The sequence below is a fragment of the Micromonospora tarensis genome (assembly GCF_016803395.1).
In the GTDB taxonomy this organism is placed as follows: domain Bacteria; phylum Actinomycetota; class Actinomycetes; order Mycobacteriales; family Micromonosporaceae; genus Micromonospora; species Micromonospora tarensis.
In genome coordinates this window covers 1-16,127 of record NZ_JAEVHL010000049.1, presented here as the reverse complement: position 1 = coordinate 16,127, position 16,127 = coordinate 1, and the positions used below count along the sequence as shown (strand labels likewise).

18 protein-coding genes and 2 pseudogenes are annotated in these 16,127 nt (G+C 72.4%); 11 read left to right on the top strand and 9 right to left on the bottom strand.

Going from position 1 to position 16,127, the window contains the following annotated elements:
* The first annotated feature begins 85 nt into the window (after window positions 1–85).
* The gene (locus tag JM949_RS12955) at window positions 86–1,414 is read left to right on the top strand and encodes an FAD-dependent monooxygenase (RefSeq protein ID WP_203148719.1); all 1,329 of its coding nucleotides are present in this window, start codon (window positions 86–88) and stop codon (window positions 1,412–1,414) included.
* A gap of 278 nt (window positions 1,415–1,692) precedes the next feature.
* Window positions 1,693–3,116, top strand: a pseudogene (rox, locus tag JM949_RS38805) (rifampin monooxygenase).
* A gap of 61 nt (window positions 3,117–3,177) precedes the next feature.
* On the opposite strand, the gene JM949_RS12945 reads toward rox, so the two are convergent.
* Window positions 3,178–3,408 (bottom strand): hypothetical protein, encoded by a 231-nt coding sequence (locus JM949_RS12945; protein WP_203148718.1) that lies wholly within the window; start codon window positions 3,406–3,408, stop codon window positions 3,178–3,180.
* 84 nt (window positions 3,409–3,492) lie between these two features.
* Between JM949_RS12945 and JM949_RS12940 the strand changes: the two genes are divergently transcribed.
* Window positions 3,493–4,233, top strand: coding sequence for a TetR/AcrR family transcriptional regulator C-terminal domain-containing protein (locus JM949_RS12940; protein WP_203148717.1), 741 nt, complete (start codon window positions 3,493–3,495; stop codon window positions 4,231–4,233).
* Here the strand turns inward: JM949_RS12940 and hemC are convergent.
* Both hemC and JM949_RS38550 read right to left on the bottom strand, forming a co-directional pair.
* Window positions 4,184–4,891: a hydroxymethylbilane synthase gene (hemC, locus tag JM949_RS12935; protein WP_309232140.1), complete on the bottom strand. Its 708-nt coding sequence runs from the start codon at window positions 4,889–4,891 to the stop codon at window positions 4,184–4,186. The two genes, JM949_RS12940 and hemC, sit on opposite strands and share 50 nt — an antisense overlap.
* Before the next feature lie 83 nt (window positions 4,892–4,974).
* Window positions 4,975–5,097: pseudogene (locus JM949_RS38550) on the bottom strand (hydroxymethylbilane synthase); the annotation flags it as partial.
* Between the two features lie 178 nt (window positions 5,098–5,275).
* On the opposite strand from JM949_RS38550, the gene JM949_RS12930 reads away from it, so the two are divergent.
* On the top strand, window positions 5,276–5,842 hold the full coding sequence (locus JM949_RS12930; RefSeq protein ID WP_203148716.1) for a GNAT family N-acetyltransferase: 567 nt from the start codon (window positions 5,276–5,278) through the stop codon (window positions 5,840–5,842).
* Between the two features lie 50 nt (window positions 5,843–5,892).
* On the opposite strand, the gene JM949_RS12925 is transcribed toward JM949_RS12930, so the two are convergent.
* Entirely contained in the window at window positions 5,893–6,633 is a 741-nt protein-coding gene (locus tag JM949_RS12925; protein ID WP_203148715.1) for an SDR family oxidoreductase, read from the bottom strand.
* Between the two features lie 135 nt (window positions 6,634–6,768).
* On the opposite strand from JM949_RS12925, the gene JM949_RS12920 reads away from it, so the two are divergent.
* Window positions 6,769–7,254 (top strand): RrF2 family transcriptional regulator, encoded by a 486-nt coding sequence (locus JM949_RS12920; protein WP_203148714.1) that lies wholly within the window; start codon window positions 6,769–6,771, stop codon window positions 7,252–7,254.
* A gap of 2 nt (window positions 7,255–7,256) precedes the next feature.
* Here the strand turns inward: JM949_RS12920 and JM949_RS12915 are convergent, their stop codons facing one another.
* Window positions 7,257–8,810: an ArnT family glycosyltransferase gene (locus JM949_RS12915; RefSeq protein ID WP_203148712.1), complete on the bottom strand. Its 1,554-nt coding sequence runs from the start codon at window positions 8,808–8,810 to the stop codon at window positions 7,257–7,259.
* Between the two features lie 123 nt (window positions 8,811–8,933).
* Here JM949_RS12915 and JM949_RS12910 point away from each other — a divergent pair, with 123 nt between their 5' ends.
* Genes JM949_RS12910 through JM949_RS12900 form a run of 3 tightly spaced genes read left to right on the top strand, consistent with a single transcriptional unit; the run spans window position 8,934 to window position 11,076 of the window.
* A complete protein-coding gene (locus JM949_RS12910; protein WP_203148710.1) occupies window positions 8,934–9,965 on the top strand; it encodes an aldo/keto reductase in 1,032 nt (343 codons plus the stop codon).
* Window positions 9,962–10,468 (top strand): mycothiol transferase, encoded by a 507-nt coding sequence (locus JM949_RS12905; RefSeq protein WP_203148709.1) that lies wholly within the window; start codon window positions 9,962–9,964, stop codon window positions 10,466–10,468. Before JM949_RS12910 ends, JM949_RS12905 begins: the two co-directional genes overlap by 4 nt.
* Window positions 10,469–10,491: 23 nt before the next feature.
* A complete protein-coding gene (locus tag JM949_RS12900; RefSeq protein ID WP_203148708.1) occupies window positions 10,492–11,076 on the top strand; it encodes a GNAT family N-acetyltransferase in 585 nt (194 codons plus the stop codon).
* On the opposite strand, the gene JM949_RS12895 is transcribed toward JM949_RS12900, so the two are convergent.
* The 3 genes from JM949_RS12895 to JM949_RS12885 form a co-directional block, all read right to left on the bottom strand.
* Window positions 10,982–11,983 (bottom strand): hypothetical protein, encoded by a 1,002-nt coding sequence (locus tag JM949_RS12895; protein ID WP_203148707.1) that lies wholly within the window; start codon window positions 11,981–11,983, stop codon window positions 10,982–10,984. The two genes, JM949_RS12900 and JM949_RS12895, sit on opposite strands and share 95 nt — an antisense overlap.
* Entirely contained in the window at window positions 11,970–13,199 is a 1,230-nt protein-coding gene (locus tag JM949_RS12890) for a hypothetical protein (RefSeq protein WP_203148706.1), read from the bottom strand. The genes JM949_RS12895 and JM949_RS12890 overlap by 14 nt, the downstream gene beginning before the upstream one ends.
* A 99-nt stretch (window positions 13,200–13,298) precedes the next feature.
* Complete coding sequence (locus JM949_RS12885; RefSeq protein ID WP_203148705.1) at window positions 13,299–13,583, bottom strand: hypothetical protein; 285 nt, start codon at window positions 13,581–13,583, stop codon at window positions 13,299–13,301.
* A gap of 204 nt (window positions 13,584–13,787) precedes the next feature.
* Here JM949_RS12885 and JM949_RS12880 point away from each other — a divergent pair, with 204 nt between their 5' ends.
* Window positions 13,788–14,558: a DUF5753 domain-containing protein gene (locus JM949_RS12880; RefSeq protein ID WP_203148703.1), complete on the top strand. Its 771-nt coding sequence runs from the start codon at window positions 13,788–13,790 to the stop codon at window positions 14,556–14,558.
* Window positions 14,549–14,740 (top strand): DUF397 domain-containing protein, encoded by a 192-nt coding sequence (locus JM949_RS12875; RefSeq protein WP_203148702.1) that lies wholly within the window; start codon window positions 14,549–14,551, stop codon window positions 14,738–14,740. Before JM949_RS12880 ends, JM949_RS12875 begins: the two co-directional genes overlap by 10 nt.
* A 68-nt stretch (window positions 14,741–14,808) precedes the next feature.
* On the opposite strand, the gene JM949_RS12870 is transcribed toward JM949_RS12875, so the two are convergent.
* On the bottom strand, window positions 14,809–15,609 hold the full coding sequence (locus JM949_RS12870; RefSeq protein WP_203148701.1) for an MFS transporter: 801 nt from the start codon (window positions 15,607–15,609) through the stop codon (window positions 14,809–14,811).
* Between JM949_RS12870 and JM949_RS12865 the strand changes: the two genes are divergently transcribed.
* Window positions 15,603–15,863, top strand: a complete 261-nt coding sequence (locus tag JM949_RS12865; RefSeq protein WP_203148700.1) for a MarR family winged helix-turn-helix transcriptional regulator — start codon at window positions 15,603–15,605, stop codon at window positions 15,861–15,863. The two genes, JM949_RS12870 and JM949_RS12865, sit on opposite strands and share 7 nt — an antisense overlap.
* Window positions 15,864–16,127 lie beyond the last annotated feature (264 nt).

Below are 16,127 nucleotides of genomic sequence, written 5' to 3'. Positions count from 1 at the left end.
CGGGTCCGAGCGCGGCGATCGGCGGGTGACGGTCGTTAGCCTGCCGTGCCGATCATCATCGCCTCGCCGCCGCGGCCGACCGGCCATGACGCCGCGGCTCAGCGGTGAGAGCACTCCGCCGAGGCCGCAACCAGCCTTCGCGTTCGGCGCGTTCCCGCTGGATCTCACGATGCTCGTGCAGAACCCGCACTACGTGCTCGGCGTGCCGCAAGCCCAGCTCGAAGCGGCCCTCGCCGCCCGGGCCGTCGAACTCGGCGTCGACCTGCGCCGCGGCCACGAGGTCATCGACCTGCACCAACGCCGCGACGCGGTCGAGGTCCGCCTTGCCGACGGTACGCGGCTCAGCTGCCGGTTCCTCGTCGGTGCCGACGGTGGCCGCAGCGTGGTGCGCCGGCTGGCCGGCATCGACTTCCCCGGTGTCACAAACGACAGGTCGGTCTCCCGCACCGCCACCGTGACCGTCCCCGCGTGCTCGCTCGACCCCGACACCGGCGGCCTGCGTGTTCCCGGTCACGGCGTCGTTCCGCCGTTCCAGCACACCCGCACCGCGCGCGGGCTGATCGCCTGGGCGCCGTTCCCCGGCCGCCCGGCGATCCTGAGCACCACGGAGTGGCCCGACGCGCCAACGAGCGACGAGACCCCGATGACCCTGGCGGAGCTGCGCGCCAGCGTCGCCCAGGTGCTCGGGGCCGACCTGCCGATCGACGCCTCCGAGGGCCCCGGCCTGCTGCGGCGGCTGACCGGCCGCAACACCCGCATCGCCGCCCGCTACCGCGCCGGCCGGGTGCTGCTGCTCGGCGACGCCGCGCACGTGCACCCCGCGATCGGCGGCCCCGGCCTCAACCTGGGCCTTCAGGACGCCGTCAACCTGGGGTGGAAGCTCGCCGCCACGGTGCGCGGCTGGGCACCGCAGGGCCTGCTCGACACGTACGAGACCGAACGTCGCCCGGTCGCCGAGCGGGTCGTCATGTCCACCCAGGCGCAGTCGGCGCTGATCGGCCCCGGCGACGAGATCACCGGTTTGCGGGAACTCTTCGCCGAACTGCTGCGCAAGCCGGAGGTGACCGGGCACATCGCCGCCCTGATGTCCGGCGCTGATGTCCGCTACCCGGCCGATCCCGCCGACCCGCTGGCTGGCCGGTGCGCCCCCGACGTGGTCGTGCACGGCGAGTACGGTCCGACCCGGCTCGCCGAGCTGACCCGCGCCGCCCGGCCCCTGCTGCTGGACTCCACCGGCGGCTACGCCGGGGTCGCCGCGCCGTGGCGAGACCGGGTCGACGTCGTCACCGGCGCGCTGGAGGGCACCACCGCGACCGCGTTGCTGATCCGCCCGGACTGCTTCGTCGCCTGGTCGGCCGGCGACGCCGGCACGCTACGCGCCGCGCTCACCGACCACTTCGGCGCTGCTCAGTGACGGGTTCACGAAGATCGAGGGCGGCCCCGGCCGGAAAGGACTGGACCTGGCGACGCCGGGGCTTGTAGCTTGCAGCGGAACGTGACGCCATCCGAGGAGGTGAGACCCATGAACGTTGTAGCGATGTGGGTGCTCCCCCTGTCCGTCACGGTCGGGCGATTGACGTAGGTGTCGCCGGGAGCGCCTCGCCACCACGGCCCTCCCGAAAGGCAACACCTATGCACTCTCGGCAATTCACCACCGAGGCGTCGGCGGTCCCCGGCACCGACCGCCCGTCCCTGTTCGACGTGATCATCGCCGGCTGCGGTCCGACCGGCGCGATGCTGGCCGCCGAGCTACGGCTGCACGACGTCCGGGTGCTCGTCCTGGAGAAGGACACCGAGCCCACGTCGTTCGCCCGCATCGTCGGCCTGCACGTGCGCAGCATCGAGCTGATGGCGATGCGCGGGCTCTTGGAGCGCGTTCGCGAACGGGGCAGACAGCGTCCGGCCGGTGGCTTCTTCGCCGCCATCGACAAGCCCGCGCCCGAGGGCCTGGACACCGCGCACGCCTACCTGCTGGGCATCCCGCAGCCGGTCATCGTCGGACTCCTCGAAGAGCACGCGATCGCACTGGGCGCGCGGGTGCGTCGCGGTGCCGCGGTGGCGGGTGTCACCCAGGACGAGGAGGGTGTGACAGTCGAACTGGCCGACGGGGAGCGGGTGCGGGCGCGCTACCTCGTCGGCTGTGACGGTGGGCGCAGCACGGTGCGCAAACTGCTCGGCGTCGGCTTCCCCGGCGAGAGTCGCGGACCGAGACGCTGATGGGCGAGATGTCGGTGACGGCGTCGCCGGAGGAGGTCGCCGCTCGGGTGGCCGAGGTCGGCCAGGCCCATCGACCGTTCTGGCTGCGGCCCTTCGGCGGACAGGTCTACAGCGTCGTGGTCCCTGCGGCGGGAGTCAGCGACCGTGCCCAACCGCCCACCCTTGAGGATTTCCGGCACCAGTTGCGGGCCGTCGCCGGGACCGACTTCGGCGTGCACTCGCCGCGCTGGTTGTCGCGCTTCGGCGATGCCACCCGGCTGGCCGAACATTATCGAATCGGGCGGGTGCTGCTGGCCGGCGACGCGGCACACATCCATCCACCCATCGGCGGGCAGGGCCTCAACCTGGGCGTCCAGGACGCGGTCAACCTCGGCTGGAAACTGGCCGCCCAGATCCGGGGCTGGGCGCCGGACACCCTGCTGGACAGCTATCAGGCGGAACGTCGTCCGGTCGCCGAGGAGGTGCTGGACAACACCCGCGCCCAGACGGAGCTGTTGTCACCCGAGCCGGGCCCGCGGGCGGTGCGCCGGCTGTTCACCGAGCTGATGGACATCGACGAGGTGAACCGCCTCCTGATCGAGAAGATCACCGGGATCGGCATCCGCTACGACTTCGGGGCGGGCCCGGGCCTGCTCGGGCGGCGGCTGCGCGACATCGACGTGCGACAGGGCACCCTCTACGGTCTGCTGCATCGCGGCCGCGGGCTGCTGCTGGACCGGACCGAACGGCTGACCGTCGACGGTTGGTCGGACCGGGTCGATCACCTCGCCGATCACCGCGCCGCACTGGATGCTCCGGCCGTCCTGCTTCGCCCCGACGGCCACGTCGCCTGGATCGGCGCCGACCAGCGGGACCTGAACGAGCAGCTTTCCCGCTGGTTCGGCGAGCCCACCGGCTGACCCGCGGCGTCCGCTGGCATGGCGGGAGTCGCCATGCCAGCGGACGACCTGTGGGCGCGACTCAGTGCTCCGTGTCGGGGTGGACCTCGATGTCGTAGAGCAGTTGCACGTGACGCCGACCGTTCGTGATGCCAACGAAGATCGGGTCACCGGCCGGCGTGCGGCCGTGACGCCATACCTGCTCGCGGGCGGCTTCCCGCGACTCGTGGTGGACCTTGCCTGCCTGATGCAGCCGCATGACGCGGCGAGCGGTGATCCGGTCACTGTCCAGGTGGACCCGGAGCAGAGGCATGACGCGGTCCTTTCCTCGACAGTGGACGTCGTTCAATCACCTTACCGTTGTTAAGTTGATTGTGCGCTGCACTAGATTGGCAGCATGAGCACAGCGGAGCCCGCTACCCCCGGGCAGCACCCCACCAGGCGACGGGACAGCCGCAGCACCCAGTCGGTCTGGCTGCGGGCTGAGCCAGCGCGCCCACGACGAGCCCTGCCGCTGACCGTCGAGCGCATCGTGGCCGCAGCGGTGGCCCTGCTGGACGAGCACGGCATCGAGGGCCTGACGATGCGCCGCCTCGCCCAGCAGCTCGACGTGACGTCCACCGCCCTGTACTGGCATGTGAAGACCAAGGACGACGTCCTGGATCTGGCCGTCGACCGGATCTTCGGTGACGTGCCCGTTCCGGAACCAAGCGACGACTGGATCGACGATATTCGCTCTCTCGCCCGAGCTTGGCGCGCCGCCATGCTGTGTCATCCCTGGACACCGAGCCTGGTGGGACGACCGATGCTCGGACCCAACGTCCTGGCCCGTACCGAGTTTCTGCAAGCAGCACTCGTGCGCGGCGGGCTCGACGGGCTCCAGCTCGCGGTGGCCACCCGCATGCTGGCGAACTACGTCATCGGCGCCGCACTCACCGAAGCCACCTGGCATCAGACTGCCGACCCTCAGGCGAGGGCCGCAGCCCGAAACCAGATCGCCGCACTGAGCGATGCCTACCCGACCCTCAACGCCTCCGGCCACCTCGACCACAGCCGGTGGAACGACGATGTGCTGTTCGAGGAGGGCCTCAACGGCATCCTGCGGGCAACCCGCCGGAATGACGCAGCGCGGGGCTAGACCGGCCCGGCCCCGAAGGCAGGCTGGTTGAGCAGGTCGCGGGCGCCCTGCCGGAGCAGGCCGCGGCGACGGACGTGCCGAGGGTGATCGGGTCCGCCGCCCACTCGTGCACGTCGAGCACTGTCTTGCCGTCGAGGCTGATCACCCGCGCCCGCAGGCCGAGACGGCCGTCGGGCTCGGTGCGCGCGAGCGCGGCGATGGGGGAGTGGCAGTTGCCCTGCAGGATGTGCAGCATGGTCCGCTCGGCCATGGTCTCCTGCCAGGTTCGCGGGTCGTTGAGGCTCGCGGCCAGTTCACGGGTGCGGGTGTCATCCTCGCGGCACTGGAGGACCAGGGTGCCGGAGCCGACGGCGGGAACCATCGTGTCGACGCCGATCGGGTGGGTGATCCGGTCGGCCTGCCCGATCCGGTGCAGGCCGGAGACCGCGAGCAGGAGCGCGTCGTACGTCTCCCCGGCGTCGAGTTTGGCCAGCCGGGTGTTCGCGTTGCCACGAATGGCCACCGGCACCAGCTGCGGCCAGTGCAGAGCCAGCTGCGCGACCCGCCGGACGGCGGAGGTGCCGATCCGGGTGCCGGCGGGCAGCTGCTCGATGCGCAGGCCGCCCGGGTGCACGAGGCAGTCCCGGACGTCGTCGCGGCTGAGGTAGGCGGCCAGCACCGTGCCGGCCGGCGCCGGCCGTCCCCGGGTACGTCCTTGACGCAGTGCACCGCCAGGTCGACGTCCCCGGCGACCAGGGCGGCGTCCACCTCCTTGGTGAACGCCCCCTTGCCACCCAGCGCGGCCAGGTCGCCGAGCCAGCGGTCGCCGCTTGTCGACATCGAGCGCACGTCCACTGTGACCTCGGGGTGCCGGTCGGCGAGCATGGCGCGGACCCGATCGACCTGGGCCAGCGCCATCGGAGAGTTGCGGGTACCGATGCGCAGCACGCGGGAGTCCGGCATAGCGCCGAGGCTAGTCCGCTGGCGACGGGCACCGCCGAGCAGCCCGCGAGGCTCGGTCCCGTGGGTGTGTCCGCGGCAGGACACCGCCTAGGATCGTCCGATGTTCCAGCCCAGCTACCCGATCCGGACGGCGCGGCTCACGCTGCGTCCGGTCACCCTGGACGATCTCGACGACGTGTACGCCTACCAGCGCCGACCCGACGTGGTGCGCTGGATGCTCGGCGCCGAGCCGCGTACCCGGGAGCAGTCGCGGGCGTCGGTGCGCGCCATGGCGGGTGAGGACGCGCTCCGCGCGGAGGGTGACTGCCTGACGCTGGCCGTGGTGCGCGACGCGACGGTGATCGGGACGGTGGAGTTGGTGTGGCGCAGCGACAGTGACCGCACGGCGGAGCTGGGGTTCGTGTTCCACCCGGAGCACGGCGGGCGTGGGCTGGCCACGGAGGCGGCCACGGCGTTGCTGGGCTGGGGGTTCGACGAGGCCGGTTTGCACCGGGTCTACGGCCGGTGCCACGCCCGCAACGAGGCCTCCGCCCGGCTGATGACCCGGCTGGGGATGCGCCGGGAGGCGCACCACGTGCGCAGTTACCTGTTCGACGGGGAGTGGGCCGACCAGTTCGTCTTCGCGATCCTGGCCGACGAGTGGCGGTCCCGGGCCGTGCCGGGCTGAGGACCGGCCGCGCCCTGCGCGCCACGGTGGCGCGCAGGGCGGCAGGCGACTCAGGACTGGCGGCCGAGCCAGTCGCGGTAGCCGGTGGGGGCGATGACGGCGTCGTCGGGGGCGGTGAGGACGTCGCCGGAGACGGCGGCGAACATGCCGGCGCTGTCGTCGGTGGTGACGGTGCGCTGGTCACCGCGGGCGGCGAGGGTGATCCGCCCCAACTCGTCGAGGGCGAAGACGTCGGGGCCGGCGACGTCGCGGATGCCGCGCAGCGGCGCGCCCATGGCCACGTCGGCGACGGCCTGCGCCACGTCGGCGGCGGCCATCGGCTGCACCGGGGTGCTGGGCAGGCGGACGGTGGTGTCGTCGGCCGTCCAGGACAGGATCGCCTCGACGAACTCGAAGAACTGGGTGGCCCGGACGATCGAGTACGGAACCGGGCCGGCCTTGAGGAGATCCTCCTGGAGGACCTTGGCGCGGTAGTAGTCCAGGTCGGGCACCTGGTCGACGCCGACGATGGAGAGCACCACCGCGTGTCCGACGCCCGCGTGCGCGGCGGCGGCCAGCAGGTTGTCCATGGTCGTCCGGAAGAAGGCGGGCGAGGCGTCGTCGAAGGTCGGCGAGTTGGTCAGGTTGACCACGACCTCGGCGCCGGCGAGCGCGTCGGACAGGCCCTGCCCGGTGAGCAGGTCCACCCCGGTGGACGGCGAGAGCGGCACCGCCTCGTGGCCCGCGTCCCGCAGGATCGTGACGACCTGGGACCCGATGAGACCGCTCCCACCCAGTACGGCGATCTTCATGGCTGTGTGCCTTCCCGTGACGTTTGTGATCGTCTGTCCGACTCGCGGGCTGCGCGGCCAAACTCGGATCTCCCTTGTCCGAGAAATATACTCGGACAGAATGAGTCCGAGTAATGGGGTGGCTAGGGTGACGTTATGAAGATGTCCGGCGGGGTCGAGTGGGCGCTGCACTGCTGCGTGGTGCTCACGGCCAGCAGCACGCCCGTTCCGGCGGCGAAGCTGGCGGAGCTGCACGACGTCTCTGCCAGCTACCTCGCCAAGCAGCTCCAGTCCCTGGCCCGCGCCGGCCTGATCCACTCGGTGCAGGGCAAGTCGGGCGGGTACGTGCTGACCCGCGCGCCGGAGAGCATCACGCTGCTGGACGTGGTGCGGGCCGTCGACGGCCCGGGCCCGAGCTTCGTCTGCACGGAGATCCGCCAGCGCGGCCCGTTCGCGACGCCGGCCGACTCCTGCACCACCCCGTGCCCCGTCGCCCGCGCGATGTGGGCGGCCGAGGACGCCTGGCGGCAGGCCCTCGCCGCGGTCACCATCGCCGACCTCGCCCGCGACGTCGACACCAACTCCGGCCCCGAGGCCCTGGCCGGCATCCAGACCTGGCTCACCGGCGAGAAAGCCGGCTGACCTCAGCCGGTGTGGCGTACCTCGGTGTCCCAGATCTGCGCCCACGGACGCCGCAGCCCCCGGCACACGTGGATCGGGCCGCCGTTCTCGTCGTTCTCCACCTCGACCCGCTGATCCACCCGCCCGGCGACCGAGCACTCCTCGAACCAGGAGGTGAGCCGGTCGGGGCGCTCCCAGCCGACGGCGACGACCACGTCCGCGTCGGCCGGCGGCCGGCCGAAGTCGACCATGCTGTTGTGCCCGGAGTAGGCCCGGGGAAGGTCACGGGCCGGGCCGTAGCGGGCCAACGCGCCGGCCTCGCCGTAGTTGGCGGTGAGGACGACCGCCCGTGAGCGCTCCTGCGGCGACAGTCCGCGGTGGACGGCGGCGACCGAGTCGGCGAACGCCGGCCAGCCGATGGTCTCGCCCGCGTCGTAGTTGACGTCCACCACGAAGGCGGGCAACCGCTCGGCGGGCAGCACCGGCAGCAGCAACACGATGGTGGGCAGCAGGAACGGCACCGCGCCCAGCACCAGCAGACCGCGCCGCAGCCGGACCGACCCGCGCGAGGCCCAGGCGGCGGTGACCACCGCACCGGCCGCGGTCAGCACCAGCAGCAGCGGCGCGTCGTAGTAACCCTTGCCGCCGGCGATCAGCACGATGCCGACGACGACCAGCCAGGCCCACCCCACCGCCCGGTACGCCCGCCACGCCGGCCGGCGCAGCAGCGCGACGAGGCCGGCGATCCAGATGGGTACGGCGTACGGGCTGATGATGACGAACTGGAGGGTGAACGCGTCCAGCCGGCCACTGTAGGAGCTGTCCCCGTCGGAGATGGAGGCGGCCACGCCGAGCTGCGGGAAGCCGTTGGCGGCCTGCCAGATCAGGTTCGGCGCGGCCAGCAGCACGGTGATCCCGGCGGCGGCGAGCACCCACCTGTCGCGCAGCAGCCGACGTGGCCCGGCGATGAGCACCCCGGCGACCAGGCCCACTGCCAGCAACGCCGGCAGCAGCTTGCTGAGCATGCCCACTCCGAGCGCCAGCCCGATACCCAGCGCCCAACGGCTGTCACCGGTGCGCAGCAACCGCACCGCGCACCATGCGGCCACCAGCCAGACCAGCAGGTCGACGGTGGTGGTGCTGAGCAGGTGACCGCCGGCGAGCACGATCCCGGACAGCGCGGCGAGCACCGCCGCGAAGAGCTGCGCCGCACGGCCGGCGCCCAGCTCCCGGGCGATCGCGGCGACCAGCAGGACCGCCCCGCCGGCCAGCACCGCCGACGGGGTACGCAGCACCACCAGGTTGCCCGGCGCGATGCTGTCGAGCAGCCGGGCCAGCGCCGGCACCAGCGGGCCCTGGTCGACGTAGCCCCAGTCGAGGTGTCGGCCGGCGAGCAGGAAGTACAGCTCGTCGCGGTGGTAGCCGTAGCGGTTGGCGACCAGCAGCAGCGTCACGGTGGTGGCGGCGGCCACCAGCCACGGGCCGCGGGTGGGCGCGCCGGACTCGGCTGGCAGCGCCGTGGACGGCGGCGGGGTGGGCTGGTGCGGTCGGTCGATGTCGATCGCGGGCTCGCTCACGGGCCCATGATGACCGGCGGCGTCGCCGCGTGGGTGCCCGTGCCGGCGTTCGGCACTGTCCCGTGTGCGGGTGGTCGGGACGAGTGCGAAGATCGGCTTTGTTCCTCGGACCGAAAGGACGATATGCGCTATCGCAATCTGGGCGCCACCGGCACTGTGGTGTCGACCCTGTGCCTGGGCACGATGACCTTCGGCGCGGAGACCGACGAGGCTGGCAGCTTTGCCCAACTGGACCGGTTCGTCGAGGCCGGTGGCACCTTCGTCGACACCGCCGACGTCTACTCCGCGGGGGTCTCGGAGGAGATCGTCGGGCGGTGGCTACGGGCCCGGCCCGACGTGCGGGACCGGCTGGTGATCGCCACCAAGGGGCGGTTCCCGATGGGGCCGGGGGCGAACGACGCCGGGCTGTCCCGGGTGCACCTGACCCGCGCGCTGGACGCCAGCCTGCGCCGGCTGGGCGTCGAGGCCGTCGACCTGTACCAGGCGCACGCCTGGGATCCGCTGACCCCGCTGCCGGAGACGCTGCGGTTCTTCGACGACGCGGTGCGCGCCGGCAAGATCCGCTACGCGGGGGTCAGCAACTTCACCGGTTGGCAGTTGCAGAAGGCGGCGCTGCTCACCCAGCACCTCAACCTCACCCCGATCGTGACCCTGCAACCGCAGTACAACCTGCTGGCTCGGGAGATCGAGTTCGAGCTGGTGCCGGTCTGCGAGAACGAGGGCATCGGCATCCTGCCGTGGTCGCCACTGGGTGGTGGCTGGCTGACCGGCAAGTACCAGCGGGACAGCGCGCCCACCGGCGCGACCCGGCTCGGCGAGAACCCGGAGCGCGGCGTCGAGGCGTACGCGGGTCGCAACGCCGAGGAGCGCACCTGGCGGGTGCTCGACGCGGTCCGCGAGATCGCCGGTGAGCGGGGCGTGTCCATGTCGGCGGTGGCGCTGGCCTGGCTGGCGGCCCGACCGGCGGTCACCTCGGTGATCCTCGGCGCGCGCACCATCGAGCAGCTCGACGACAACCTGACCGCCGCCGACCTGGTCCTGGACGCCGAGCAGATGCGGCGGCTGGACGAGGCGAGCGCGCCGCCGGTGGGCGACTACCCGTACGGCGGCGCGGGGGTGCGTCAGCGCGGCCGTGACCTACCGACCGGGTCATGACGTCGTTTCCCGAGCCGACCACCCCGGCCGGCAGCCGCACCGAGGTCTTCCTGCGCTACCTGGACTACTTCCGGGAGTCCATGGTGGCCAAGGTGTCGGCGCTGGACGAGCCGGAGCTGCGGCGCAGCCGGCTGCCGTCCGGGTGGACCCCGCTGGAGCTGCTGACCCACCTGCGCCACGTCGAGCGGCGCTGGATCGAGTGGGGTTTCCAGGGCCGGGACGTCGCCGAGCCGTGGGGTGACCGCCAGGGGGACCGTTGGCACGTCGCCCCCGACCAGACCCGTGACGACCTGGTGGCGGCGCTGCGCGCGCAGGGCGCACACACCAGCGCGGTGGTGGGCGCCCACGACCTGGCCGAGATCGGCGCACCGGGGCCGCGTTGGAACGGCGCGGACCCGGCGTCGCTGGAACGGGTGCTGTTCCACCTGGTCCAGGAGTACGCCCGGCACCTCGGCCACCTCGACGTGGTCGCCGAACTGGCCGGGGGGCCGACCGGGGAGTAGGCCACCGGCTCGATAATGGGCCGATGCCACTGCTCGTCGCGCCCGCCCTGCCGGCTGGCACCCTCGGCGCCCAGGACCAACCCCGTCTTCCGGTACGCCCCGGGCTGGCGCTGCGGCCGTGGCGTCTCGACGACGCCACGGCCGTCCGGGCGGCCTTCGACTGCCCGGCGATCCAGCGCTGGCACGTTCGCCGGCTGGACAGCGACGACGAGGCGCGGGCCTGGGTGGCGCAGTGGGCCGGGCGGTGGCGTGACGAGACCGCCGCCAGTTGGGCGATCGCCGACGCCGACGACCGGCCGGTCGGTCAGGTGGGGCTGCGGGGCGTGGAGTTGGCCGAGGCGTCGGCGCAGGTGTCGTACTGGGTGGTGCCCGCGGCGCGTGGTCGGGGGGTCGCCACCGAGGTGCTGCTCGCGCTGACCGGGTGGAGCTTCACGCGGGTCGGTCTGCACCGGCTGGCCCTGGAACACTCGACCGCCAACGTGGCGTCCTGCCGGGTGGCCACGGGGGCCGGCTTCACCGCTGAGGGCGTGGCCCGCGCGTCGGTGCGCCACGCCGACGGTTGGCACGACATGCACCGGCACGCCCGGCTGGCGACCGGCTCTCAGTAGGGGCAGGTGCGCTTGTCGCGCAGCATCTGCGCGTACTCGGCGCCGGTGATGCGGAGCCGGTCGGTCTTGGTGCCGTCCTTGGCCGGCAGTCGTGGATCGGGCTGAGGTAGACCCAGCTGTAGGCCGAGTCGTCCACGCGCCCGGTCACCTCGAACGGCTTGTCGCCGGGCGCCGAGACCACGGTGGTCTGGCGTTTCCCGTCGGCGAGGTAGTCGACCTCCAGTCGCCATCGGCAGTGCTGCTCGGCGCTGAGCGCTCGTACCTGAATGACGTTCTTCTCACCCTTGGGCAAAGTGATCTTGTGGGTGGCGAAGAACGGGGTCTCGGCCTGCTTGTCACTCTGGTCCTCGACGAGCAGCATGCGGGGATTCGGCCGATCCACATGCGTCACCAGGACGACCTTGTCGGAGGCGCCCTGGGATTCGTTGGGCTCCAGGATCCCGCCGATCGGGGCGCTACAGGGCTCCACGAGGACGGGCCGGAGGTCGACGGCCTCGACAGCCTCGTCGCGGGTGCCGACGAGGGTGATCTCCCAGGTGCTCCGTTCGATGTCGACAGCGCCAGCCTCGACGGCCGGATCCTTCGGCCGTGCGGAGTCCAGGCGAGCCAGGTCGGCGTCGGCGGGGTAGGCGTAGCCGAGCGCACCCTCCTGCGGGTAGGGGATGTGCCGCACGTCGAGGACGACGAGTGGGCCCCGGCCGGCCAACTCCTCGGCCAGCTCGTTCGCGGGCTTCCACTGGTTGATCATGCTTAGGATGACGGCGCCGATCCAGGTGCCGACCGCACCGACCACGATCGTCAGCAGCCAGGTGACGGGACGTTTCCACAGGGCGACGGGTGCCGCCGTGGGCGACGGGGCCGGGGCGGGGACCTTGCGGCGACGGGGGCGCCTGTTACGTGCACTCATGGACCGGTGCCTCCGGCGTGTCGGTGGACGTGTCGGTGTCGTGGAGCCGGCGGGCCAGCAGCACGGGTAGCGCGACGAGCCAACCCCAGGCGGCGCCGAAGCGCATCGAGGAGGTCAATTCGTCGCCCAGGGACTCCCAGGGCGTGCACCCGGTCGGGGAGTTGGTGGTCGCGCAGTCGACAAGGACGTCGGAGGTCGCGGTCAGCGCGGACGCCGCGATCGTCGCACCCCAACAGACGACGACGAGCCCGAGGCGGTATCCGGAACTCGGCAGGTCGGCGAGCACCGCCCAGAGCAGGAGCCACAGCACCAGCAACATGGCGAGAGCGAGCACCGACCTGTGCGTCCACAGGTCCATCGACAGGGGGTTCGGGTCGACCCCGTGCGTCAGCCGGTACACCGGATCATCGGGTACGCGTGGCGGCGGCGACAGGGCGGGGCGGTACAGGAACTCCCGGAGCAGTCCCAGGTAGCCTCGCCCCGAATAGCTGTCCCACACCGCCGGTGTGCCGTTGATCAGCATGAGCACCAGCGCCGGAAGAACACCGGCCAGGGCAAGGTTCGCGCCGCGCCCCCGCACGTCGCCGATCAGCGGTACGCGGACCGCGGGCTCGGCGTCCTCGTCCGCCTCCTCGCCGGTGTTGTTCTTCAGCCGGCCCATCAGCACCAGCGCGAGGCCCGCGCTGCCTACCAGGCTCGCGTTCATCAGAGCCACCAGGCAGCCGAGGAAGAGGGCGTCGGACGTCCAGCCGGCCAGCGACAGGTGCGCGCTGGCGAGGAGCGTGGAGTGATCCAGCGCCGCGTTGGCGTACCAGCCGGCGGGTGTGAGGCGGACGCGGAGCACCAGGGTGGCCCACCAGAGCAGGTCCCCGACCGCGGTGGCGGTCAGGGCGGCGACCGCGCCGGTCGTCGCCGCGACGAACGGGTGCGTGCGCCGGGTGACGAGGCCACACGCCAGGTAGGTCGCCACCCCGACCAGCAGGATCACGACCCAACGGAGCAGCGGCGTCGCCGGGTCCATGATGGGAGCGGTCATGGGGTCGAGAGGGGCGAAGAAGACCACTCCCTTCAGGACGAGCGTCGGGAGGTCGACAGCGGTCCGCGTGCCGGTGAACGGCTCCGGCATGGCGCGCACCTTGGCGGTGACCACCAGATACAGGGCGATGGGGCCCACCGTCGAGAGCACAGCGACGAACAGCCGGAGTGGTCGGCTCATCCGGTCGGCCTCATCCGGAGGCGTCGTCACGCCGTCAGTCTCCCGCATCGTGCTGCTCCGGATGAGCCCGCCCATCCTCCGCAGGGTTCGGACGATGCTTCAGCGGACCCACGCGGTGGCGCGACGTCGGACCGGTGCGGGCGGGCCACGCCGCGAGGTTGGCAACCGCAGGCCCGCGCGCAGCACGAACAGTTCCCGCCGGGCGACCGCCTCGCCCTTGCTGTTGAGCTGGTAGGCGTCGAGCCAGAGCCAACCGTGGTAGGTGTGCCGGTCGGGGATCTCGCGGATGACCCGGACCACTATCGGGGTGCGGAACTGCACGCTCGCGGCGGCGGTCAGCAGGACCACGTCCCCGGCCCTGAGCCTCTCCTGCTTGTCCGGCACCGGTTCTTCCTCTGCTCGCGCGGCTGGGAAGGGGCCGCTTCCGGGAGTGCTCGCCCGCCGGAAGCGGCCCCGCTGACGCGTCCGCCGGGTTCGGATCCCTGCCGGCCGCGCCGCCTAAACCGCACTTTGCCGGTAGTTGCTGGACAAACACACAGAGTTACGTTATTTCTTCATCGCAGCCGCTTTGCACCAGGAGAGGACGGCATGAACCACGCCTTTGTCGCAGCGCTCGCCGCGGCGGGTCACACCGCCGAAAGCCTCGCCGATCGGCTCGGTGTGCATCCGAAGACCGTCGCCCGCTGGGCCAATCCGGGGCACATTCCGCAGAGTCGACACCGGGCGACCGTCGCGGGTCTGCTGGACAAGGAGATCGACACCCTGTGGCCGGACGCCGGCCGCCGCCGGGAACCGGTGTGGTTCCGGCCGTGGGTCGACCTCGAACGCGAGGCGGTGACGCTGCGGTCCTTTGAGTTGGCGTGGGTGCCTGGCCTGTTGCAGACCGAGGCGTACGCGCGGGCGACGCTGGCCGGCGGGGTGCTGACGGCGGAGGCGGTCGACGAGTTCACCGAGGCGCGCATCGGCCGGCAGGCGATCCTCAGCCGGGCAGGCGGTGGGCCGCTGCTGGTGGCCGTGTTGGACGAGGGGGTGCTGCGCCGGCGCGTCGGCGACGACCGGGCCCTGATGGCCGCGCAACTCGCGCGCCTGCTCGGGTCCGCCGAGGCGGGCACCGTGCAACTGCACATCGTGCCGGCGGACGCGCCCAGCTACCCCGGGCTGGACGGTCCGTTCACCATCGCCGACATGCCGGACGGCTCCCGGGTCGCGCACGTCGACAGCGCGGCCCAGGCGCAGATCCTCGACCAGCCATCGGACCTTGTTAATCTGGAGCGACGGTGGGAGCGGATTCGCGGAGAGGCGCTGCCCCGAGGGCGTTCCCTGGCACTCCCCAGAGAAGCGGCAGCAGCATGGACTTGACCGGCGCGCGCTGGCGGAAGAGCACGAAGAGCGGCGGCAACGGCGGCAACTGTGTCGAGGTCGCCGACAACCTCCCGGGTGTGGTCCTGGTCCGGGACACGAAGGACCGCGACGGCGGGACGCTTGCCGTCAGCCCGCAGTCGTGGCGGCGCTTCGTCGCGCGGACCCGCGACGGCGGCTGACCGACCACATCGCACGCCAGGCCCCTGACGCTGGCCTCCGTGTGGTGTGGTCGACGCCCCGACCCCGATCAGCGGACGCCGACGGGTTCGACGGATCGCGGTTGCGGGCCCGGCGCCCAGGTGAGTCGGCGTACCCCGGGGACGAGCGCGGTGCCCGCGCAGGAGGCGAGGACCAACAGGCCGGCGACGGTCAGCGGCACGGGTGTGCCGAACGCGTCGGCGGCCAACGGCGCCAGCGCGTAGCCCAGTGGGGTGGCGGCGAGCGACACCAGCCAGTCGTACGAGGTGACGCGGGCCAGCACCTCCGGCGGGAAGTGCTGCTGCACGACGGTCTCCCACACCGGGTTGAGGTAGCCCAGGGCGGTCAGCGCCACGGCGTAGGCGGCGATCACCGCTGGGGCGGGCGCGGCGACGGCGAGCAGGAACAGCGGCGCGGCGTAGCAGGCCAGCCCGAGGTTGGCCAGCAGCACCGGTCGGCGTAGCCGGACCCGCCCGGCCAGCAACGACCCGGTGAGCATCCCGATCGCGCCGGCCTGCAACAGCAGCACCCAGGTTGTCTCGCCGCCGAGGCGGTCGATGGCGACGGCTGGCCCGAGGGTCATCAGCACGGCGGCGGCACCGTTCCAGATGCCGTGCCCGAGCAGACTGGCCCAGAACCAGTCGCGGGCGCGTACCTCACCGAAGCCGTGCCGTAGGTCGGCGAGGACGGAACGGCGCGGCACCGGCACGTGGCGGATCCGGACCAGTGCGAGCAGCGCGGCGCTGAGCGCGAATGACGCGCTGTCGAGGATGAACGCCCAGCCGGGCCCGGCGGCCCAGATCAGCGCGCCGGCCAGCGCCGGACCTGGCCACCGACCTCGCGATGGCACCCGCCTCGATCACGGCTCGGGTGGACGCGCTGGCGCGGCGGGGCTTCGTGCGTCGGATACCGTCCACAGTGGACCGCCGACGGGTGGACGTGGAGCTCACCGAGGCGGGTCACGCCGCGTGGCACGGGGCGATGGAGATTCAGGGCGCGGAGGAGCGCCGACTGCTGGGCGCGCTCACCGCGACCGAACGACGGCAACTCTCCGACCTGCTGCGCCAGGTGCTGCTGGTCGCCGAGCAGCCGCCGGCCGACTGAGGCGCGCCGACAATCGCGTGGCGGTCCGCGTACGACCGATGAGAGGGTGACCGGCGTGACCGCGCATGCTCTGGCCGGGGCCCTGGCGACGACGGACGGCGACGAATCTTCGCGGCGATCGTGCTGGGCGCGACCAGCACGCCGGCGGTGGCCGAGCGGACCGGCCTGCCGGCCCGGGTGGTGCTCACCGGGCTCCGCCGGCTCCGCGACGCCGGGCCTCGTCACCGGCGCAGACGGCGCGCTCGCGGCCGACGACGTGGCGCT

What these genes read in the sequence shown, in the direction of transcription:
- JM949_RS12955 (WP_203148719.1), top strand. Translation starts at nt 86, where the DNA reads ATGACGCCGCGGCTCAGCGGTGAGAGCACTCCGCCGAGGCCGCAACCA.
- JM949_RS12945 (WP_203148718.1), bottom strand. Translation starts at nt 3,408, where the DNA reads ATGCCTCTGCTCCGGGTCCACCTGGACAGTGACCGGATCACCGCTCGC.
- JM949_RS12940 (WP_203148717.1), top strand. Translation starts at nt 3,493, where the DNA reads ATGAGCACAGCGGAGCCCGCTACCCCCGGGCAGCACCCCACCAGGCGA.
- JM949_RS12930 (WP_203148716.1), top strand. Translation starts at nt 5,276, where the DNA reads ATGTTCCAGCCCAGCTACCCGATCCGGACGGCGCGGCTCACGCTGCGT.
- JM949_RS12925 (WP_203148715.1), bottom strand. Translation starts at nt 6,633, where the DNA reads ATGAAGATCGCCGTACTGGGTGGGAGCGGTCTCATCGGGTCCCAGGTC.
- JM949_RS12920 (WP_203148714.1), top strand. Translation starts at nt 6,769, where the DNA reads ATGAAGATGTCCGGCGGGGTCGAGTGGGCGCTGCACTGCTGCGTGGTG.
- JM949_RS12910 (WP_203148710.1), top strand. Translation starts at nt 8,934, where the DNA reads ATGCGCTATCGCAATCTGGGCGCCACCGGCACTGTGGTGTCGACCCTG.
- JM949_RS12905 (WP_203148709.1), top strand. Translation starts at nt 9,962, where the DNA reads ATGACGTCGTTTCCCGAGCCGACCACCCCGGCCGGCAGCCGCACCGAG.
- JM949_RS12900 (WP_203148708.1), top strand. Translation starts at nt 10,492, where the DNA reads ATGCCACTGCTCGTCGCGCCCGCCCTGCCGGCTGGCACCCTCGGCGCC.
- JM949_RS12895 (WP_203148707.1), bottom strand. Translation starts at nt 11,983, where the DNA reads ATGAGTGCACGTAACAGGCGCCCCCGTCGCCGCAAGGTCCCCGCCCCG.
- JM949_RS12890 (WP_203148706.1), bottom strand. Translation starts at nt 13,199, where the DNA reads ATGAGCCGACCACTCCGGCTGTTCGTCGCTGTGCTCTCGACGGTGGGC.
- JM949_RS12880 (WP_203148703.1), top strand. Translation starts at nt 13,788, where the DNA reads ATGAACCACGCCTTTGTCGCAGCGCTCGCCGCGGCGGGTCACACCGCC.
- JM949_RS12875 (WP_203148702.1), top strand. Translation starts at nt 14,549, where the DNA reads ATGGACTTGACCGGCGCGCGCTGGCGGAAGAGCACGAAGAGCGGCGGC.
- JM949_RS12865 (WP_203148700.1), top strand. Translation starts at nt 15,603, where the DNA reads ATGGCACCCGCCTCGATCACGGCTCGGGTGGACGCGCTGGCGCGGCGG.